The organism is Rhizobium sp. BR 362 (assembly GCF_036528765.1).
Lineage (GTDB): Bacteria > Pseudomonadota > Alphaproteobacteria > Rhizobiales > Rhizobiaceae > Rhizobium.
Genome location: NZ_JARWGH010000046.1, coordinates 13,416 through 32,671, shown reverse-complemented (window position 1 = coordinate 32,671; position 19,256 = coordinate 13,416). Strand labels below are relative to the sequence as shown.

The following is a 19,256-nucleotide window of genomic DNA, read 5'->3' as shown; positions in this document are numbered from 1 at the left end:
GTTCAAGGCAGGCCGCAACAAGGCGGTCCTTCGATCCTTGATCGAAACGGCGTCGTCCATTCCGACCAACCAGCCGCACGGCAAGTTTTTGACCTTCTTCCATCACTTGGTGTCCACCTTTTTTAGGTGGACACCTCATGCCAAAGCTCAATCAATTACAGAAGGTGTGGCGAAATTCGCGCTTACGAATATCCCATTAGGAACCATCGCAAGGTCCGCGAGTTAACGGTTTAGTCGGGCGTAAGCGTAATCGGAGCGAGGCGCTCTCCCCATCCTTCGGGTATCCGAGGTTGCTTCCAGCTCTCGAGCTGTGACGCGGGGTTCGAATCCCTGCCCCGACAACCATATTGGATACAATCGAACAAAGTCTGCGATTTCTCGTCGGGCTACCTCAGTCTGACCTCGACACGCCACCCCTTCTACGAGGATTCCCTGATCACCTCGCCATCGAACTGCGCCGCCATCAGCTCGACGAGTTTCGATCCTATCCCGTAACGTCGGGCGGGTACCCTGCCCCGTTTTCATCGGCGTGATCTCCACGCTCCCGCCATCGTCGTTCGGGAAGGCGTACTTGAAGGCATTCGAAGTCCATCTTCGGGATGGTGATCAAAGTTTATGCCACTCCGTGAGAGGTGATTGCACGACCGCTGGACGCGAGATGCTCTGTAATGGCGCGCCGGATTTCGGTAACCGTGTCGAAGAGCCTGTTGTCCAAGTCGATGACATTGAAGCGGACAGCGATGAATTTGAGCCGGTTTTCGACAGGGACCGCGATCCCGACTTCCTGACCATTGAATACGACAGCTTGCTTTTGCATAACAAACCTCGGGCGCGCCACACGGGAGCACCATCTTAGAAAGGTGGAAAAAGGGTTTACGACGCGTCAGATCGCCGTCGTAGTTCGGTATCGGATCGAGACGAGATCACGCGCTCGCTGCACCATTGCGAAGAAACGAAGTCGGAAAAACAACGCCATCATCCTCCATCAAGCGAGGTCAAACGACCGCTGAGTATCGCCGGCAATTACCGCAGGTGCGAAGGAATAAATGATGTACGTTCGTCCGCCTCCATCGTCCAAGGCCCGCGGGGGGACCGAAGGATTGGCAACGGTGCCGTAATTGGACTGGAAGGGTAACTAAGCGGATGCAGTTCAGCTAGTAGCGCAGGCCTTAGTTTCATATCTGTTGAGGCGTAACCCGTCGAGCATCCTGCAATTAGCTTTGTTTTGTCGCCTACCGCCTCGGAAACCGTCCGGTACTCGACGACTGCAATTGCATTGGGTCGCTCTCGGTGGTCTCATCTAGTGCATGGACAAAAAGCTCGCTGGTGCCGAGAACTGGAAACCGTCGCCTCGCTGATTGAGACGTACAAGCTCAATATCGTCGGTCCGTTTGCGAATTTGACCAGCACCCGCCATTATCAATGGCCACAGGCAGAGCCAGATTGCGGGTCTCCCGCGCGCGCAAAGTAGCGGCCCGACGGAATATTCCATCGCACCAACCAAATCCGAACAAAGAAATGTCAGGCAGGTCAGCCACCAACGGCATCGCTCACGCATTTCTTGGTGTAGGCGGTCTTTGCTGCGCCAGCCAAGGGCTTGCCGTTCTTATCCTTGGCGGACAGATCGCAGGCGGCAGCCGCATCCTTCTTGCATTTGTTGACCGATGCCGTGAGAGCAGCACCAGCCAGTGGCTTGCCATTCTTGTCGATTGCTTTGGAGGTGCATGTATCAGCGGCATGCGCAGCAGCGGCGGACAATACCAAAGCTGCCGCAATGAGAACCATCTTCATCGTTTCTTCCCCTTCAAATTGCCTTAATCCCCGGGGCGGCGACCTACGGCCGCCGCATCAACTCATTTGTAAGGAAATGGTTCCCTCGGACCGCAAATCAACAGCTTGAGTTCCTGGATCACATGTGATCCATGCCGGCGGCTTGCCGTCGTGCTCGACGAACACGGCCGCTCCGATTTCGGCGCCTTGCAGCAGGCGCTTGGCGGGCGCGGCGGCAAACGAAGTGCCGGTGAAGCGATCTTCTTCGCCTTCGACGTCATGTACCTCGATGGGCATGATCTCCGGCGAATGGCATTCTCCGAGCGTCGGCAGATGCTCGAGAGCATCATTCCGGCGGACAGTTTCGGCGCTGTCCGGCTTTCGGAAGCGATCGAGGCCGATGGTGACGAGCTGTTCGCGTCAGCCTGCGAGCACGGGCTCGAGGGGCTCATTGCCAAGAAGCTCGATGCGCCCTATCGATCGGGCCGTCTCGGTGACTGGCTCAAGATCAAATGCGTCCAAAGCGACAGCTTTTTCATCATCGCCTATGAACCGTCCGCGGCGGCACTGGGCGGTATTGGCCGATTGCTGCTCGCCGCTTATCGTGGCAACGATCTCGTCTATGTCGGCGGCGTCGGCACCGGTTTCAAAGAACGCGAGACAATCCGTCTCCGGCAGGATCTCGATAAGATCAAGACAGCGAAATCACCCGTGGAGCTGAAGCGAAAAGGCACGATCTGGGTTCAGCCGACCCTGATCGCTGAAATCGAGTACCGAGCTTGGACGCATGACGGAAAACTTCGGCATCCCTCATACAAAGGCCTGCGTGAAAGACAGGATAATGCGGCGGTCTATCGAATTGAGAGGCAATCGACATGAAGGGCATTTTCGCCAACATCAGTGATCCGGATAGCGAATTTCTCATGATCTAGTGCTCGACCGGAATGACGAGGGCAGACAATCGCGTTCTCCGCTTTGGTCGGCCAGGATATTGTCTCTTTCATCTTCGATATGCGCCACGCAAGGTGCTCACGCGTTGCCGGCGTGCTCGAGCATTATGTCCGTTCGGCAAAGCTGGGAGGATCGACGAGGAAATGAAGTTGATCCGACTGATTGCCGCTGGAGAGGAACTGGTAGTCGCTGGCTGACGCACTTCGCAAAAATCTGTAACGTCGGTCCCAGGTATGATTTTCCAGTTAACCATAAAAACCGGCGTTTCCGAATGTTGCATCTTTTAATCGATACGTGCGTATGGCTCGATCTTTCCAAAGATTACCGCTCGCAACCCCTCATCAGCGCTCTAGAAGACCTGATTTCGGCAGGAGAGGTCAGCCTTACCATTCCGAAAATTGTCGTTGAAGAATTCCAGCGCAACAAAGCGCGCGTCATTGCGGATGCGCAGCGTAGCCTGCAGTCACATTTCAGACTGGTCCGAGAAGCCGTCAATCAGTTCGGCGCGGACGAAATCAAAGGCCCGACCCTGCAGGGGCTCAACGAGGTCGATCATAAGATTGCCACCGGGAGCGACTCCGTTCTCAGCGTCGTTGACGCGATCGAAAAGCTGCTGCTCGCACAAGAGCCTGTTCCAACGACGAATGCGATCAAGCGACGGGTGACTGACAGGGCGCTCGCAAATCTTGCCCCCTATCACCGGGCCAAAAACAGTGTCGGAGACGCAATCCTTATCGAGATATATGCGGACGCAGTCGCGCAATCCGCCGATGAAGATGCGCGCTTTGCATTTGTCACACACAATATCAAGGATTTCAGCGAGCCAAACGGGGATCGCCGTCTTGCCCACCCCGACCTGGCACCCTTATTCGCGCCGCCAAAATCCAGTTATTGGGTTTCGCTGCTCGATACCCTGAAAGACTTCGATCCGGACTTGCTGGCAGATCGCGACGCTGAATTCAACTACTCGCCCCAGTTCCGCAGGCTGTCGGAGATCCTGGAAGCCGACCACCTATTGTTCCGTCAGGTCTGGTACAACCGGCACTGGAATCTCCGTTCAAAAATAGAAGACGGCACGCATCATGTGGTGCCGGAATCCGAATATTCCCGATCCCCATATCGACAGGATCAAACCCTCGATACGATATGGGCAGGCGCGCTTGCCGCTGCGAAAAGAACAGAGGACGAGGTAGGAATCGATAACCTCGGTCCCTGGGACGATTTCGAATGGGGCATGATCAACGGGAAGCTGTCAGCTTTGCGTTGGGTCACGGGGGATGAGTGGGACATGCTCGATACATAAGACAGCCTGGCTGCCCGCGGCGCGGTCCCGCTTCTGCTCGAAAAGTCGTAGTACCCGACTCCCATATGTGGAACTGCTCTGCGGTCAAGGTGTTCAATCGTTGATATTCCGAGGGTTTGTGCGCCCATATGTCCGGCCTTTCGCGCAGCATTGGGCTACTGGCCTTGATGACGTTCGCGACTGGAGTGACCTAAACAAATCAGCGAGCTCGAAGCACGTTGGGAATCACGGTCTTGATCCAATCCGGATGTCTTTCCTCGGGGTCATCATTGATCTTGCACCTTGGACTTCAGCTTGTCAGCGACGACAAGCGATCTGCACTCGGTACTAGGCCGCCATTGCTTCGTTCGCCGTGCTGTGGAATTGCCCCCCTCTCACTAGAAGAGCCCAAACAATGCGCGCCATCTTGTTGGCCAGCGCAATGGCGGCGACCTTATATGACCTGCGCCTCAGCAACTCAGTCAACCAGGCTGAGACCTTTGCGCCTCGACGCGCGTGCTGGATAACGGCGGACGCCCCCACAACCAAAAGAGATCGTAAGACCGGGTTTCCCATTTTTGAGATTCTTCCCAATCTGGTTTTCCCAACCTGTGGAATTTGATTTCGGGGTCAGGCCTATCCAAGCCGCAAAATGACGACCAGACTTGAAGGCCTGTGGGTCGGGTACAAATGCCGCGATAGAGCTGGCAGTGATTGGACCCACACCTTGAACGGAGGTCAGCCGGCTCAATGTCGGATCCTGTCGGGTTTCTCGGACAATGTGCTTCTCCAATTTAACGATCTCTGACGTATATGCCTCTATCTGATGGGTGAGGGCAACAGGGCGATGCGGGCCAAAGGTGGCAAGCGGGCAGTCGAAGTCAGCTTTTCTGATGGACTGACGGGCTGTCGCTGGAGGAGCGCGATCCCCCGTAGATGCCACGAAAGCCAGCCGAGCAACCCACGCTGTCGGGAGGGAAAGCGCAAAGACCGCCGACCACGTGCTAAACTGGCCGAGGGCATGGTTCATCATCTGCTTCCACTCACCAGCCCTAGAGATAGGTCCCGTAGGAGGCGTCTCCCAATCGTTCACGAGTCGGCAGGCGTATCACCGGCGAGGTCGCGATGTATAGAAGCGGATAGGCGAACAGTATTCGGCTGCAAAGATAGCCGGACCGTGGTGACGCACCTTCTTGCGCATGAACATCCCCCAAAGTAGAGCCGTCGATCGAGACCGTGGTAGATGTCGGCTCCATCCAACACAAGTAGGCGCCGCCCGGCGAAAGCATCGAAACTCTCCCTCGGCCGTTGTCGCGACAACCGAAGCGCAAAAAAGATTAGTTGGAGTGGGCTACAGCTCGGATCTCTACGAGCTGTTGCGGGAATGCCAGACCGGATACACCGATGAGCGTAACAGCTGGTCGGTGCGTGCCGACGTAGCCCTTATAGACTTCAACGAACGGCTCAAAATTGTGCGTAGTGTCCATGAGGTATATCTCTAACTCGGCTATGTTTGATTTGGTGATACCATATCCCGCAAGCACGCGGTCAAGATTTTCGAAAGTCTGGCGAGCTTGTGCCTTGATGTCTCCTTCGCCTACGAATTCGCCCTTCATATTGTGAGAGAATTGGCCTGCGATGTAGATGGTTCCGTTGATACTATAGGCTTGAGTGACACTGAACTCTTTCTCCCAGGAGACGCCATGGTCATATATCTTGCCGGTAGGAGCCTTGATGTCCTGCGCTTTGACATTTCCTGCGGCCGCGACAAATGCGGCCAAAACGAACCCGATGCCGAATGACTTCAGGCGATTATAAGTGTTGCGCATCCTTCTTGTCCTTCCATGTTCGCGCCGAGTAGGAATGCTCGCGCACCAGGTGGGGTTGAGTTTCGAGATAGCCCCTCATTTCAAGAGCGGCCCGTTGCCTTGTGTTAGCAGGTTGATTGGCGAAAGAGGGTCAACTCAGAAGCGACGTGGGATCCACTCCATTAGCTCCCCTTGCCGCGGGTTTGAATCAGGTCACCGCTTCCTTGTTTCGGCCTCGCGGGTTCCCCAAGGCACGGATCATGGGTGATCGAACCGCCCTTAGGTATGCTTCCAAGTAATAGCCACCCGAACGCTGATTGATGCGTTCTCCGAGCCTTACCGCAACGACCAATGCCAACGCTCGGGTGCTTCTTCCTAGCTAGAGGCATCTCGGACGCCACGCCCGATCGCCGACCCCACAGCTCGGTCGCCGCCCACGCCTTTGGCCAAGAACACCAGTCGCCCGATGCAAGGGGCAAGCCTAACGGATCTCAGCGGGAACCCCGCCTCGCTGCGGCATCGCCCGCTTGGGCAAGCGACGGCGCAGCCGTTCTGCCGCAGTCGCTTCCTATCGGAAGACGGGTCAGATGGAATCGAGCGAAGGCGATTCAGAGCATTGCATTCTGCACAGTTATCTATTATTCGTTATTTGAAATAAACTTCAGATAATGAAATCCTGGTGAGGAAGAAAACATGATAAAGACCGTTGCAGACGTCGTCGCCGCAGCACTCAAGCGACACGGTATCGACATCATCTTTGGACAGAGTAACCCGACGGCTTTGATGCTGGCCGCTGAAAGGATCGGCATCCGGCAAGTCTTTTACCGCACAGAGAACGCCGCCGGCGTCATGGCGGACGGCTACTCCCGAGTTTCTAACCGGATCAGCGCTATCGCTCTGCAAAACGGCCCTGCGGCCACATTGGCAGTGGCGCCGATGGCAGAGGCGCTGAAGGCGTCCATCCCCATGCTCGTACTTGCGCAGGAAGTACCCGCCTCACAAAGAGACCGAAATGCTTTCCAGGAGCTCGACCATTTCGCGCTTTTTGAAGGGGTCTCGAAATGGACCCGCCGCATTGACGACCCGTCTCGCGCCGAAGACTATGTTGATCTTGCAATCGGCGTGGCAAACAGCGGTCGCCCAGGCCCGGTTGTCCTGCTGCTCCCCAAGGATGTTCTGAACCAGCAGGCGGAGCCCAGCCGCTTTCCGCGCACAGTGGATCTCGGCCGGTTTCCGCTCGACCGGCCACGTCCGCAAGCCGATGCGGTGGCCAGAGCCGCCGAACTGCTGGCTAAGGCGGATGCACCGGTCGTCATCGCCGGCGGCGGGGTTCATGTATCCGACGCGGTCAGCGCACTCACCCGGCTACAGACCGTCGGCTATCTGCCCGTGGCAACGACGAATATGGGCAAGGGAGCGATTGACGAGGCTGCCCCCCTCTCAGTTGGTGTTGCTGCCAACGTGACGGGTAAGCGAGGTCCAGTGTTTTTTCACAAGGACATAGTCTCGGAGGCTGACGTCGTTCTTTTCGTTGGTACTCGCACCAACGAAAATGGAACGGATGGGTGGACCCTGACCTCGCCAAATGCGCGCTACATTCACATCGACATTGACGCGTTGGAAGTCGGACGCAACTACGAGTCACTGCGGCTTGTTGGCGACGCACGGTCGGCCCTGACGGATCTTGCCGACGCGTTGCAGCAATGCGATCTTGAAAAGCGCCGCGCGGCGTCTGCGAAAATTGCTCAGCGGATCGCCGACGGACGCAGGCGCCACAAAGATGTCATGGCGCCTCTCAGCGTCGCACAGGCGCATCCGATCTTACCAGAGAAGCTGCTTGCGGATCTGGACACAGTCCTACGGCGCGATGATATCGTTGTGGCGGACGCAAGCTACGCTTCCATTTGGGTCAGCAGCTATCTCACGGCGCGTGGCGCCGGTCAGCGGTTCCTGTTGCCGCGCGGTCTGGCCGGACTAGGTTGGGGGCTACCGCTCGGCATGGGCGCCAAGCTGGCAAGTCCGAATTCCCGCGTAGTAGCTCTTGTCGGAGATGGCGGATTTGCACACGTCTGGTCGGAACTTGAGACCTGTGTACGAGAGAACGTCCCACTTGTTGTTGTGGTTTTGAACAACAATATCCTGGCCTATCAGCGCCATGCAGAGAATGCATTCTTCGGCGAAACTACAAGCGCAATCGAATTTGTCGCGACGGATCACGCCGCAATTGCGAGAGCGGTGGGTGCGCAGGGGGAGCGAATTACAAATCCCGAAAACCTCCTGCCCTCGTTGCAGGCGGCCATGGATTCAGGCAGAACTGTGGTGCTCGATGTGCTCGTCGATCCCAATGCCTATGCACCTGTGCGCGTTTGGGACAACTACGGTGATCGCATCAATGCCTGAGCGGGCTTTAGAAGAGAGGTGCCGCACCCTGCGGCAATGCATTTGCGCATGACTGAACAGCAGAAACTTCAGACCGTAGAACGTGCGTTTAAATTTTTGGAGTACGTGGCCAGCACTCCTGAAGCACCCACCGTCCAGGAAATTTCTACTGCTCTCAACCTCAACATTACCACGTGCTATCACGTGATGCGGACGCTTCTGGCCCTTGGCTATCTCGAGCGTGGACCCGATGCCTCCTTAAAACTTGGAGCGAAAATCGGCACGCTCTACCAAGCCTATCACAAGACGTTCGATTTGGATCAGAGCTTGGCAACTCTTGTCGACGGCCTCGTTCAGCAGACGCTCGAAACATCTTTCGTTTCGGTGCTGCAAGGTGATCAGGTCGTCCTCAAAGTGCTGACTGAAGGAACCAGACGCCTTCGTGTGAGCGGGCTTTTTGTCGGGCTGAGCGGAAGCGAGCACATTAGAGCCTCTGGCAAGGCCGTGCTTGCCCATGTCGATGAGGAAACACGCAGAGCCATACTCGCCAAGAGCCTTGCCGGACTCGCGGCCCGTGACCGGAAACGTATTGCCGAGCAGCTTGAGGCCGAGTTGAAGTTGATACGATCTCGTGGATGGTCCATCGACAAGCAATGGGAAGAAGGTGCGACCGGCCTCGCAGCGCCGGTATTTGATGGCGCCGGGCGGATCTATGGAGCGGTAGGCATCATTGCACCGAACTTCTATATGGAGCGGATGCGCGAACAGTACATTCATGACGTCCAATTGGCCGCAACAGGCGTGACCACGCTCTTGCGGGATGTCATTCCGGACAAGCAGAAGCGACGGCGCGCGATGTAGACCTCGCTCGTCTGCCAAGACGTGGGCGACGCTATATGATTTACGCGAGCGCCAAATACCATTTGGCGCACACCGAGGTAGCTTCAAGCCTAGAACACGACGATCGCCGGCCAGCAGCATGTGAATATTGCGTCTATTCAGCTGCTTCCGACCATGCAAGTTCCAGGCGGAAACAGCATCGCGCGATCTCCGGGAATTGGACCAAACCCATGCGTGTCCGGCATCCAGATTATTCGGAGTCATCACGCCGATCTTCGCTTCTCAATCAAGGACCGCAACAGGGCCGGCATGAATTAAGGTTTCGCCGTCCCAACATGCCGCCTGCTGCCGCATAAAGGCATAGAAGTTCTTTGTGGCCGGCGTGATTTCTATAAACTCCTTAAGGGCACCAAGCTCCGCATCTCCCTCAATCATGGCGATTCGGGTACCGCGCGGCGTTTTGCTGCTGAAAATGATCTCTGATTCCGCCGCATGGAGCGAGTCCAAGGTGCCGTCGAAATCCTCTACCCCGAACCCGTAGTGATGAACGCCGTAGCCCCGTCGTTCGACCCACTCCGTGAAAACCGATTGCGAGCCGGGCTGTGGAGCTACGAGTTCGAACATCATATCTCCCCCATACGCCAACGCGGTTTGTGTTCCGAGCGGGCGGCGTACTCCACGGTGGATGCTCGGATCGTCTGCAGGTTCCCACCATTTTGTCAGAAACCAGGGTCCCGCTCCAAAAAACTCCGAGTGACGACGGATCGCGCGTTCGAGATCTTCGACGACGACGCAGATTTGAATGAACTTTCCCTGGCGCACGCCTCAATCCTCCCACGCAAAGATTTGCTCCTGATTTAACTCCATTCGCGGAAAACGACAATCATTATTCGAATAGCATTTCATTATTTGAAACCATCTTCAGTTGCTATTTCTCCTATTTGCCGCTTCACGTTCGAAAATTAGATAGTTAGCTCTTAGGTGAACAACACTCTACGCAGTGGGGAACATAATTCGCCTAAAATGCGCTAGCATGACGACCGCCTTGCCGGTGTTTTCCTCGCGCTGACCGACACTAGTGATTGTGCTGCTGATATCGAGGCGGAGGATGCCGACGCAGCCTCCCGTTGTCGTTCCAAATTGCCGCGGGCGTCGTTCTGCCGCGGCTTGCGCGCCTATAGGCATTTCGTTTCTCCCGTCGCTCAATCTCGTTGCCCTGGGAATAAGAACAAGAGTCGCGAAGGTAGAATCGCATTGGTCTATCAGGAGACCGCGCCAAGGCAGACATACTTAATGTCCATAAACTCCTCGATGCCGTAGCGTGAGCCCTCGCGGCCAAGGCCGGAAAGCTTGACTCCTCCGAACGGCGCTTCGGCCGTGGAGATCAGCCCGGTATTGACGCCGACGATGCCGTATTCCAGCGCCTCGGCGACGCGGAACACCCGCGCCAGATCCTTAGCGTAGAAATAGGAAGCGAGGCCGAATTCGGTGTCGTTTGCCTGCTCGACCACATCCGCTTCGTCGGTGAAGCGGAAGAGCGGCGCGACGGGCCCGAAAGTTTCCTCGCGCGCCACGGCCATCGCCCGGGTCACATCGGCGAGAACCGTCGCCTGGTAGAAAGTGCCGCCGAGCGTGTGGCGCTTGCCACCCTGGATCACGCGTGCGCCCTTCGAGGTCGCGTCGGCAATATGTTCTTCCACCTTCTCCAACGCCGCCTTGTCGATCAGCGGGCCGAGGATTACGCCTTCTTCGAGGCCGTTGCCGATCTTCAGCTTGGCGACGGCCTTCGCGAGCTTGTCGGAGAAGGCGTCATAGACCTTGTCCTGCACATAGATGCGGTTGGCGCAAACGCAGGTCTGGCCGTTGTTGCGGAACTTGGCGATCAGCGCACCTTCAACAGCAGCATCCAGATCGGCATCATCGAAGACGATGAACGGCGCATTGCCGCCGAGCTCAAGGCCGAGCTTCTTGATGGTGCCGGCGCTCTGGCGATAGAGCTCGGCGCCGACCTCCGTCGAGCCAGTGAAGGTCAGCTTGCGCACCAACGGGTTGGAGGTCATTTCGGCGCCGATCTCGCGGGCGGAACCTGTGACGACGCTGAAGAGGCCCTTCGGCAGGCCGGCGCGCTCGGCGAGAATGGCGATCGCGATCGCCGAGAACGGGGTCTGGGCAGCCGGCTTCAACACCATGGCACAGCCGGCAGCAAAGGCTGGACCGGCCTTGCGGGTGATCATCGCATTGGGGAAGTTCCAGGGCGTAATCGCCGCAACGACGCCGATTGGCTGCTTCATAACCAGGATGCGCTTGTCAGGCTGGTGGCCGGGGATCAGGTCGCCATAGATGCGACGCGCCTCTTCGGCGAACCACTCGACGAAGCTTGCGCCATAGATGATCTCGCCCGTCGCTTCCACCAGCGGCTTGCCCTGTTCCAGCGTCAGGATTCGTCCGAGATCTTCCTTGTTCTCGATCATCAATTCGAACCACTTGCGCAGAACGCCGGCGCGATCCTTGGCCGTGCGCGCCGCCCAACCCTTCTGGGCCACGCGTGCAGCTTCGATTGCCGCCTTCGTTTCTTTGGCGCCAAGCTTCGGCACCCGGCCGATGATCTCACCGGTAGCAGGGTTATTCACCTCGATCGCGTTCTCCGCACCTGCCTCGATCCACTCGCCGGCGGCCAAGGCCGCCTCCCGGAATAGAGAAGGATCACGGAACGCTACTTTATCACCACTCATTGTATTTCTTCTCTTTTGGTTGTCAGAACAAGCTGTCTTGATTTGATACTTGCAAGCGCTTGGTTCGCCGAGCGCGCCAGAGCGGCGCCCGCCCCAAGGCTTGCCATGCCGTGAAGAGCGAAGGCTCCGGCAAATTCAGTGGACGGGCACAACTGTTCGGGAACGCCGATCGTCTCAGGCAGCCTCTGTCACCTTTTTCATGACGATCGTTTGAGCGTTGGTGAATTCCAGCAGTCCGTGATGCGAATGCTCGATACCGATCCCTGACTGCTTGTGACCGGCGAAGGTGGCATGCGGCGAAAAGATATGGATTTCATTGATCCAAACCGTCCCGGTCTCCAGCCGCTCTGCGACTTTACGTGCCATCTCAGTGTCGCGGGACCATACAGAACCGCCAAGACCGAAAACAGTGTTGTTCGCCCGCCCGATGACTTCATCGATATCATCGAACTTCAGCAGGGGCAGGACGGGACCGAAGGCTTCCTCGACCACCACCCGTGAATCCTCGGGCGGGTTATCGATGATCGTGACTGGGATAAAATAGCCTGTGCCATCAGGTACGTCTCCTCCAAGGAGGAACTTGGCGCCCTGGGCACGCGCGTCCGCTAGAAGGTCCTTCACCTTTTCGAACTGCATCCTGTTCTGGACGGGTCCGAGATCAATGCCCTGTTGCGAACCGTCGCCGGTGCGCACGGTCCTGGCGTAATCGACCAGTTCCCGTGCGACCGCATCATAAATTTCGGCGTGAATATAAAGGCGCTTTGCGGCCACACACAATTGCGCGCTATTCTGAAATGCCGCCCAGAACAATTCCTTGGCGACGGCTTTCGGATCAACGTCCGGCAGCACAATCGCGGCGTCATTGCCGCCCAGTTCGAGCGTCACGCGCTTGAGCGTTCCCGATGCGCTTTCCATCACCCGCTTGCCCGTTTCCGTCGAACCGGTGAACGTTACCTTGCCGATCCCTGGATGCACGCTTATCCATTTGCCGAGTTCGTTATCCCCCGAAACAATGTTGAGAACGCCGGCTGGCAGAACATCACGCAAGATCTCGCCGAGCTTCAATGTCGTGAGAGGAGTATAGGGCGAAGGCTTCAGAACCATGGTGTTTCCGGCCAGCAGTGCCGGCAGGATTTTCCAAAGTGCTAGCAGCACCGGGTAATTCCACGGCGTAATGGCACCGACCACACCGATAGGCGTGTGCCGGATTTCAATGCGGCGGACATCGCTATCTTCTACAACTTCGACCGGTAGGTCGAGCTTTGCGGTCTCGCGGCACCAAATGATAGAGCCTGTCATCTCCCAATCCGCCCCAGCACGGGGCTTGCCTTGCTCGCGCGTAAGCAGGCGCATTAGATCTTCCTTGCACGCCTCGATCCTATCCGCCATCGCATGCAAATAATGTCTGCGCGCCGCGAAGGTCAAAGCAGCCCATGCAGGGAAGGCTGCAGTGGCGGCGGCCACGGCATCATCGAGCTGATATCTGTTTGCCGACGGCGCCTGCGCGATCACTTCCTCGGTCGCGGGGTTGATAACGGCGATGGTTTCCGCCGCCTCGACGGCCTTTCCAGCGATCGTCATTGTATATCCACCATCAAAATTCATGCAATCTCCTCCTTTTTCAAATGTTTTGTACCTGTGAGCACTCCTTCGCCGCCGATCACGCAACCGGCGGCGTATCAACCGACCTAGCGGCCTCTCGCAACGCAAATTTCTGAATCTTTCCCGTGGATGTCTTGGCGATCGGGCCAAAAACGTAGTGTTTGGGAATTTTGTATCGAGCAAGATGGTTGCGGCAGAAGCTACGCAATTCCTCGGCGTCCGTCGTGCAGCCCTCCCGCAGTTCAATGAAGGCGCATGGCACCTCCCCCCACCGTGCATCGGCCTTGGCAACCACCGCCGAGAGGGAAACCGCCGGATGGCGATGCAGCACCTCTTCTACTTCGAGAGACGAGATGTTCTCCCCGCCAGAAATGATGACGTCCTTAGAGCGGTCGGTAATGCGGACGTATCCGTCCGGCTCGACAACTGCGAGATCTCCGCTATGGAACCAACCATTGGCAAAAGCCGCATCGGTGGCACCCGGGTTTTTGAGGTAACCGCTCATCGTGACGTTACCTCGAAACATGATCTCGCCGACGGTCTCCCCATCCGGGGCGACCGGTTCCATTGTCCGTGGATCCAGGACACGCATTGCCTCCTGAACCAGACTTGAGACACCCTGGCGCGCGTTCAGCAGCGCACGCTTCTGCACGGACATTTCCGACCATTCCGGTTGCTTCACGCATATGGCCGCGGGACCGTAGACCTCGGTGAGGCCGTAAACATGCGTTAACTCGAACCCTACACGCTCTCCTCTCTCGATCATCGCACTCGGTGGAGCAGCGCCGGCCACAAAACCCTTCACCTGGTGCACCAACCCTCTTCCCAGCCGCAGCATCTCATCAATCAGCATGGAATAGACGATCGGCGCACCGCACATGTGAGTTACGGCGTGCTTCTCCATGAGTTCGATCACGGTCGGGGGATCAACTCGGCGAAGGCAAATATTGGTGCCGCCCTGTGCTGCGATCGCCCAGGGAAAGCACCAGCCGTTGCAATGGAACATCGGTAAGGTCCATAGATAAACCGGCAGCAACGGCATCGCCCAGGTCACTATCTGCCCGAGAGAATTTAAGTAAGCGCCGCGATGATGGGTCACGACGCCTTTCGGATCACCCGTGGTTCCGGACGTGTAGCTCAATGCGATGGGCTGCCACTCGTCCTCCGGTAGAGACCACTTATCGCGGAGATCACCTTCGAAAAGGAAGGTCTCATAATCGAACTGGTCCAACCTCGTCCCATTTCCGTTATACATGGGATCGTCAATATCTATCACGTGAGGAGGATTGCTAAGCTTCTTCAAGGCTGTGCCAACCGTGGCCGCAAACTCCCGATCAACAAAAACAATGCGAGCTTCACCATGTTCCAGCTGAAAAGCGACGGCGTCTGCGTCGAGGCGTGTATTCAATGTGTTCAGAACCGCCCCCGCCATCGGCACGCCGAAGTGAACCTCGCACATGGCCGGAATGTTAGGCGCCATGATTGCGACCGTATCGCCACGCGATATCCCGCGTCGCCGCAGCGCCGAGGCAAGACGCCTGCAACGGTCGTAGGTTTCGCTCCAGGTTCGTTGAAGATCACCATGGATAATCGCCGTTCGATCCGGATAGACCTCAGCCGCCCTGGACAGAAAGCTGAGCGGCGACAATGGCACATAGTTGGCTGAGCCAGGACAAAGCTCCGCAAAAGCGTCCGCATTCGCACCACGAATGGCCTGCGTACTCATCGGTCACCCCTCACTTCAAACACGGCATGCGTTGCACAGACCTTTTCCAAACCTCGATTCGTCAAAGGCTGGGTTTTCAAGGAAGGCGACGATCTGCGGGATGACGAGCTCTGGGGCTTCGAGTATCGGGCTGTGGCCGATAGCCTTCAGGCGAACGAGCCTTGCATTGGGAAGGTTTTCGACTACTTCGTCCGCCCAGGCCGGCGGTCGCGCCACATCTTCTTCGCCGGAAAAGACGAGGCTTGGTGTGGTGATGCGCGGCAGAAGATCAACCGCGCTCTCACGCTCGATCACGCCCCGAATGGCTGGCCAGAGAGACCGCGGCGACGCTTCCAGCATATTTGACCAATGCTTCAGCATCACCTGCTTAGAGACCGTCTTACGGGTGGTCACACCGAACATCACCTCACGAAGCAGTTGCAGGCTGTCGCCGACAAATCCTGTCTGATACGAGTTTTGCAGCCATTGGCGCACGAAGTCGAGTTCATCAATTTCGCCTCCGCGGGCCGAAGACGCCAGCATAATGAGAGAGCGGTACGCTTCCGGCCTGCGCGCCGCCATGCGGATGGCCACGTCGCCTCCCATCGACTGCACGACTAGGTTGACGGAGGTCAGCCCCAACTTCTCGATCAAAGCCTCAATGTCGAGTGCGCAGGTTTCCATATCGATGATTTCGGTAGTTGGCGGGGCGCTTTGACCTTGACCGCGGAAATCAGGACGGATCACTCGGAATTTGCCTGCCGCTGCCTTTACCAAATCACCGAACATCGTCCCGTCGAGCCATAAGGAGTGAAGGCACACGACCGCAGGAAGATGAGTTTCCCCGGTATCCTCCACCCAAAGGACTGTGTCCCGGACGCTGATGCCAATCGCCGATGCCATTTCTATTCCTCCCGTAGATGCAAGTTAGGACCGCTGCTGATTTCGTCCGCAGCGCTAGAGAGATTGATATGAAACGGCATGATTGTCAATATTTGACCTACATTTCATTATTTGCAATAATCACGAAGGTATTTTGGCGAACCCAGTACCGCCACTTCAGCAAAAAGACGAAAGGGCGTGACCATCCGCCTTGAGTTCACTGTTCATGCCTCAGGAAGCTGGTTAGGTTCAGGCTCGAAGGCACGACGCGGAATACTGGGAGAGTTTCCGAGATGAGGCAGGGCAATTTTGACGAAATCATTACGTTCATGTCGGTCGTCGAAGCTGGAGGCTTTGTCGGCGGAGCGAAGCTCATGGGTCTTAGCCGGTCAGCCGCAGGTAAATCGCTAGCTAGGCTGGAGAACCGTTTGGGAGTCAGGCTGATCAACCGAACAACTCGCAGCTTCAGTCTGACTGATGAGGGAAAAACTTTTCACGACAGGTGCAAGCTGATTTTAACAAGCATGGAAGAGGCGGAGGCCAGCATCAGAGCGGCGCCGCGGGTGCCAACTGGCTCATTGCGAATATCTGTCCCTGATGCATTCGGTCGCCGCTACGTGCTGCCCCTCGTCCGGGAATACATGGAGCGGTGGCCTGACCTGAGGGTTGAGGTTAGCTTCACGGACAGGGCGAGCGATCTCGTGGAAGAGGGTGTTGACCTTGCGGTTAGGATAGGGACTTCCGTTTCTGACGCAAAATCGGACACGCGGCTCGTCTCACGAATCGTCGCGCAGTTCGAGGCGGTCCTATGTGCATCACCAGAATACCTACTAAAAAAAGGAGAGCCCCTTTTCCCTGAAGACCTTGCCAGCCACGATTGCCTTCTCTTTGCAAGCGCTGCGCATCGGCAAGTGCTACATCTGCGCGAACCAAGTGGGGGCTGGATCAGATCGAACGCCCGCTGCCGCCTTAAAATGGACAACGGTGAAGCCATATTGGACGCCGCGCTGGCGGGCATGGGCATCGCCCTGCTTCCCACATTCCTGACAGATACAGGCATGAAGTCGGGTAGGCTGGTGAGAATCCTTCCAGACTACCAAACCGAAAACGCACCGATAACAGCTATATACCCCACAAAGCAGTTTCTATCGGCAAAGGTCCGCCACTTGATTGACTTGATGGCCGAAAGATGGTCGCATATTCGAGTCAAACGCTCCAGCTGAAGAGTCGCTGTGATCCATCTTCCTGCGGCGTGCTGCGGGTTCAGGAACGGCGCTGCGCTTGCTTGAACGTAGTTGCAAAAGCCTGCGCTTTTCTAGTGCTTCTGCGGCCTTCGCGAGTTTGCCATGCAAGCAGTCCCCTCAGGTCAGCAAGATGGGGGCGCGTCGGCGGGCCGGAGAGAACGGTTTTCGCAATGACCGCCCATCTCAAATTCACTTTCATGCCGGCGAATGCAGGCTAGACCTTCAAACTTTGCCTCATCAGCGCATTATAGGCTCGAGTTGTTCTCCGCGAGATTGAAGCTTAATTTCCGTCGAAGATTGCTCCAAGTATCGTCACAAGAATGAACTTCTGAACAGGGTAGCGATGGCCGGCGCGCAGACGGTCAGCAGTGGTAGCCGCCGGAGCGGCTATCACTCTTGTCAGCTGGCAGTCATCGCCGTCTCAAGGAATGTCACTGCATTCTTAAGAGCGCCATCTGCCTCGGGCAGAAATCCCCCGCACAAATGCCAAACATGGAACATCCCCGGCCACACCTCAAGCGAAACGCGCACCCGATTTTCTCCAAGGTGTCCCGCCAACCGAATGGCGTCGCTCAGCATCACTTCATTTTCGCCAATTTGGACTAGAATCGGAGATAGACCACGCACATCCGCAAACACCGGAGATGCGTCTGGGTCTGTGGGAAGGGTATTGCCCAGAAAATTGCGTGCCAATAGATTGAGGAAATGGACAGTGCACAGGGGATCGAGGCCCTCTCGTTCTGTAGCAGAAGCTCCACTATGTGTCAGGTTCGCCCATGGAGAAATAGCAACCCCAGCGGCTGGCAAGCTCAAGCCCGCATCGCGTGCTTTTCTCATGATGGTCACCACCATCGCGCCTCCGGCGGAGTCCCCAGATATGACAAGCGCTCGCGGGTCACTTCCTCGCTCGATGAGCCACCTGTATGCGGCGAAGACGTCATCAATGGGGACGGGAAATTGATACTGTGGTGAGAGGCGATAGTCGGGAATATAGACTTTCGCACGAAGCGATTTTGCGTAACGGCCACCTAGACCATGATAAGCTCTAGGGCCGCCGCTCGCATATCCGCCGCCGTGGATGTAGAAAAGAACCCTTCCTTCCTCAACTTCTTCGGGGGTAATCAATGTTCCGGGCACTCCGCCCATGTCGACATGAGAAATCGAAACCCCCTCCGGCGGGGGGAATAGCATTTCCATCGCGTCGAGATAGGCTTCACGTGCTTCGTCCCAACTGCTCCCATTGCCTTGAAGCAATTCACCCAGAGCACCTGCAGCGTTTCCCCAGGCCCTCACGGCCTCCTGCGCTTGAATATTCATCATCTTCCTCCTGTTGTAGAGCTGCGCCCTTTCCTAGCCCAACGGGTGAGGAATCGTTTTCTACACAGTCGCGACGAAATAACCCCAATCTGGGGGCTTTGCGAATTGCGGGCCGAATAGGCCGTCTGGCGTGCGATGGTATCAAGGGTCATGTATCGGGATCGCTGAACGTCCCATTCGTCATTCTGTTCGAGTAACAGTGCACCGACGAAGCGCGTGAGGACATCAAGATCACCGACGTCGGCCCGATCGTCAGGACGATCGAGGGAGCCAGCGATGAGGCCGAGCTTGTGCAGCGTCGCTGGAGCTGGCCCGGACCGTACAAGCGGCCGGTCTATAATTTCCGGTCGGAGGGTCGGGAGTTCACCTCCAATCGCTGCCTGATCGTTGCCGACGGCTTTTACGGGTTCACCGACCCGAAGGATCCGAAAAAGAAGCGCACGGACAAATGGCTGTTCATAAAGAAGACGAGCCGATCTTCTGCATCGCCGGCATCTGGCGCGAAACGCCGGAGGTCGGACAGGCCTTCACGATGCTGACGATGGAGCCCGGGCCAGACATCGCGCCTTACCACGACCGGCAGATCGTCATTCTCGAGCGCAGCGCCTGGGCAGACTGGCTCGATCCGACTGTTTCAGCAAATTCTCTTATCAAGCCGCTTCCAGCGGGGACGCTGGCTGTAGAGCAGGTCGGTTGACAGAGACTGCCGCCCGTCGCCGCCCTGCCTCAGGTCTTATTTCGAAA

15 protein-coding genes and 3 pseudogenes are annotated in these 19,256 nt (G+C 56.9%); 6 read left to right on the top strand and 12 right to left on the bottom strand.

Going from position 1 to position 19,256, the window contains the following annotated elements; all coding sequences use genetic code 11:
• The 3 genes and pseudogenes from QDY28_RS28250 to QDY28_RS28240 all read right to left on the bottom strand — a co-directional run.
• Positions 1-106: pseudogene (locus QDY28_RS28250) on the bottom strand (IS66-like element accessory protein TnpA); the annotation flags it as partial.
• A 507-nt stretch (positions 107-613) separates the two neighbouring features.
• Positions 614-817, bottom strand: a complete 204-nt coding sequence (locus QDY28_RS28245; protein WP_331384600.1) for a hypothetical protein — start codon at positions 815-817, stop codon at positions 614-616.
• A 713-nt stretch (positions 818-1,530) separates the two neighbouring features.
• Positions 1,531-1,791 (bottom strand): hypothetical protein, encoded by a 261-nt coding sequence (locus tag QDY28_RS28240; protein WP_331384599.1) that lies wholly within the window; start codon positions 1,789-1,791, stop codon positions 1,531-1,533.
• 144 nt (positions 1,792-1,935) lie between these two features.
• Between QDY28_RS28240 and ligD the strand changes: the two are divergent.
• Positions 1,936-2,649, top strand: a pseudogene (gene ligD, locus QDY28_RS28235) (non-homologous end-joining DNA ligase); the annotation flags it as partial.
• A gap of 343 nt (positions 2,650-2,992) precedes the next feature.
• The gene (locus tag QDY28_RS28230; protein WP_331384598.1) at positions 2,993-4,024 is read left to right on the top strand and encodes a PIN domain-containing protein; all 1,032 of its coding nucleotides are present in this window, start codon (positions 2,993-2,995) and stop codon (positions 4,022-4,024) included.
• 327 nt (positions 4,025-4,351) lie between these two features.
• Here the strand turns inward: QDY28_RS28230 and QDY28_RS31105 are convergent, their stop codons facing one another.
• The 3 genes from QDY28_RS31105 to QDY28_RS28225 all read right to left on the bottom strand — a co-directional run bounded on the left by QDY28_RS31105 (position 4,352) and on the right by QDY28_RS28225 (position 5,832).
• Positions 4,352-4,597: a hypothetical protein gene (locus QDY28_RS31105; protein ID WP_442967607.1), complete on the bottom strand. Its 246-nt coding sequence runs from the start codon at positions 4,595-4,597 to the stop codon at positions 4,352-4,354.
• Positions 4,482-5,033 (bottom strand): transposase, encoded by a 552-nt coding sequence (locus QDY28_RS31100; protein WP_442967606.1) that lies wholly within the window; start codon positions 5,031-5,033, stop codon positions 4,482-4,484. The genes QDY28_RS31105 and QDY28_RS31100 overlap by 116 nt, the downstream gene beginning before the upstream one ends.
• A gap of 307 nt (positions 5,034-5,340) precedes the next feature.
• Complete coding sequence (locus QDY28_RS28225; RefSeq protein ID WP_331384597.1) at positions 5,341-5,832, bottom strand: RidA family protein; 492 nt, start codon at positions 5,830-5,832, stop codon at positions 5,341-5,343.
• A 672-nt stretch (positions 5,833-6,504) separates the two neighbouring features.
• Between QDY28_RS28225 and QDY28_RS28220 the strand changes: the two genes are divergently transcribed.
• On the top strand, positions 6,505-8,211 hold the full coding sequence (locus QDY28_RS28220; protein ID WP_331384596.1) for an acetolactate synthase catalytic subunit: 1,707 nt from the start codon (positions 6,505-6,507) through the stop codon (positions 8,209-8,211).
• A gap of 48 nt (positions 8,212-8,259) precedes the next feature.
• On the top strand, positions 8,260-9,051 hold the full coding sequence (locus QDY28_RS28215) for an IclR family transcriptional regulator (RefSeq protein WP_331384595.1): 792 nt from the start codon (positions 8,260-8,262) through the stop codon (positions 9,049-9,051).
• Between the two features lie 261 nt (positions 9,052-9,312).
• Here QDY28_RS28215 and QDY28_RS28210 read toward each other — a convergent pair whose 3' ends face one another.
• The 5 genes from QDY28_RS28210 to QDY28_RS28190 form a co-directional block, all read right to left on the bottom strand.
• Entirely contained in the window at positions 9,313-9,852 is a 540-nt protein-coding gene (locus QDY28_RS28210; RefSeq protein WP_331384594.1) for a VOC family protein, read from the bottom strand.
• A gap of 440 nt (positions 9,853-10,292) precedes the next feature.
• The gene (gabD, locus tag QDY28_RS28205; protein ID WP_331384593.1) at positions 10,293-11,762 is read right to left on the bottom strand and encodes an NADP-dependent succinate-semialdehyde dehydrogenase; all 1,470 of its coding nucleotides are present in this window, start codon (positions 11,760-11,762) and stop codon (positions 10,293-10,295) included.
• A gap of 174 nt (positions 11,763-11,936) precedes the next feature.
• Positions 11,937-13,367, bottom strand: a complete 1,431-nt coding sequence (locus QDY28_RS28200; protein WP_442967608.1) for an aldehyde dehydrogenase family protein — start codon at positions 13,365-13,367, stop codon at positions 11,937-11,939.
• A gap of 55 nt (positions 13,368-13,422) precedes the next feature.
• Positions 13,423-15,090 (bottom strand): acyl-CoA synthetase, encoded by a 1,668-nt coding sequence (locus QDY28_RS28195; RefSeq protein WP_331384592.1) that lies wholly within the window; start codon positions 15,088-15,090, stop codon positions 13,423-13,425.
• A 15-nt stretch (positions 15,091-15,105) separates the two neighbouring features.
• Entirely contained in the window at positions 15,106-15,972 is an 867-nt protein-coding gene (locus QDY28_RS28190; RefSeq protein ID WP_331384591.1) for an alpha/beta fold hydrolase, read from the bottom strand.
• Positions 15,973-16,244: 272 nt separating this feature from the next.
• Here QDY28_RS28190 and QDY28_RS28185 point away from each other — a divergent pair, with 272 nt between their 5' ends.
• The gene (locus tag QDY28_RS28185; protein WP_331384590.1) at positions 16,245-17,174 is read left to right on the top strand and encodes a LysR family transcriptional regulator; all 930 of its coding nucleotides are present in this window, start codon (positions 16,245-16,247) and stop codon (positions 17,172-17,174) included.
• A 420-nt stretch (positions 17,175-17,594) separates the two neighbouring features.
• Here the strand turns inward: QDY28_RS28185 and QDY28_RS28180 are convergent, their stop codons facing one another.
• Positions 17,595-18,512 carry an alpha/beta hydrolase gene (locus tag QDY28_RS28180; protein WP_331384589.1) on the bottom strand — a complete coding sequence of 306 codons (918 nt, stop codon included), beginning with the start codon at positions 18,510-18,512 and terminating at the stop codon, positions 17,595-17,597.
• Between the two features lie 209 nt (positions 18,513-18,721).
• Between QDY28_RS28180 and QDY28_RS28175 the strand changes: the two are divergent.
• Positions 18,722-19,209, top strand: a pseudogene (locus QDY28_RS28175) (SOS response-associated peptidase family protein); the annotation flags it as partial.
• Between the last annotated feature and the right edge of the window lie 47 nt (positions 19,210-19,256).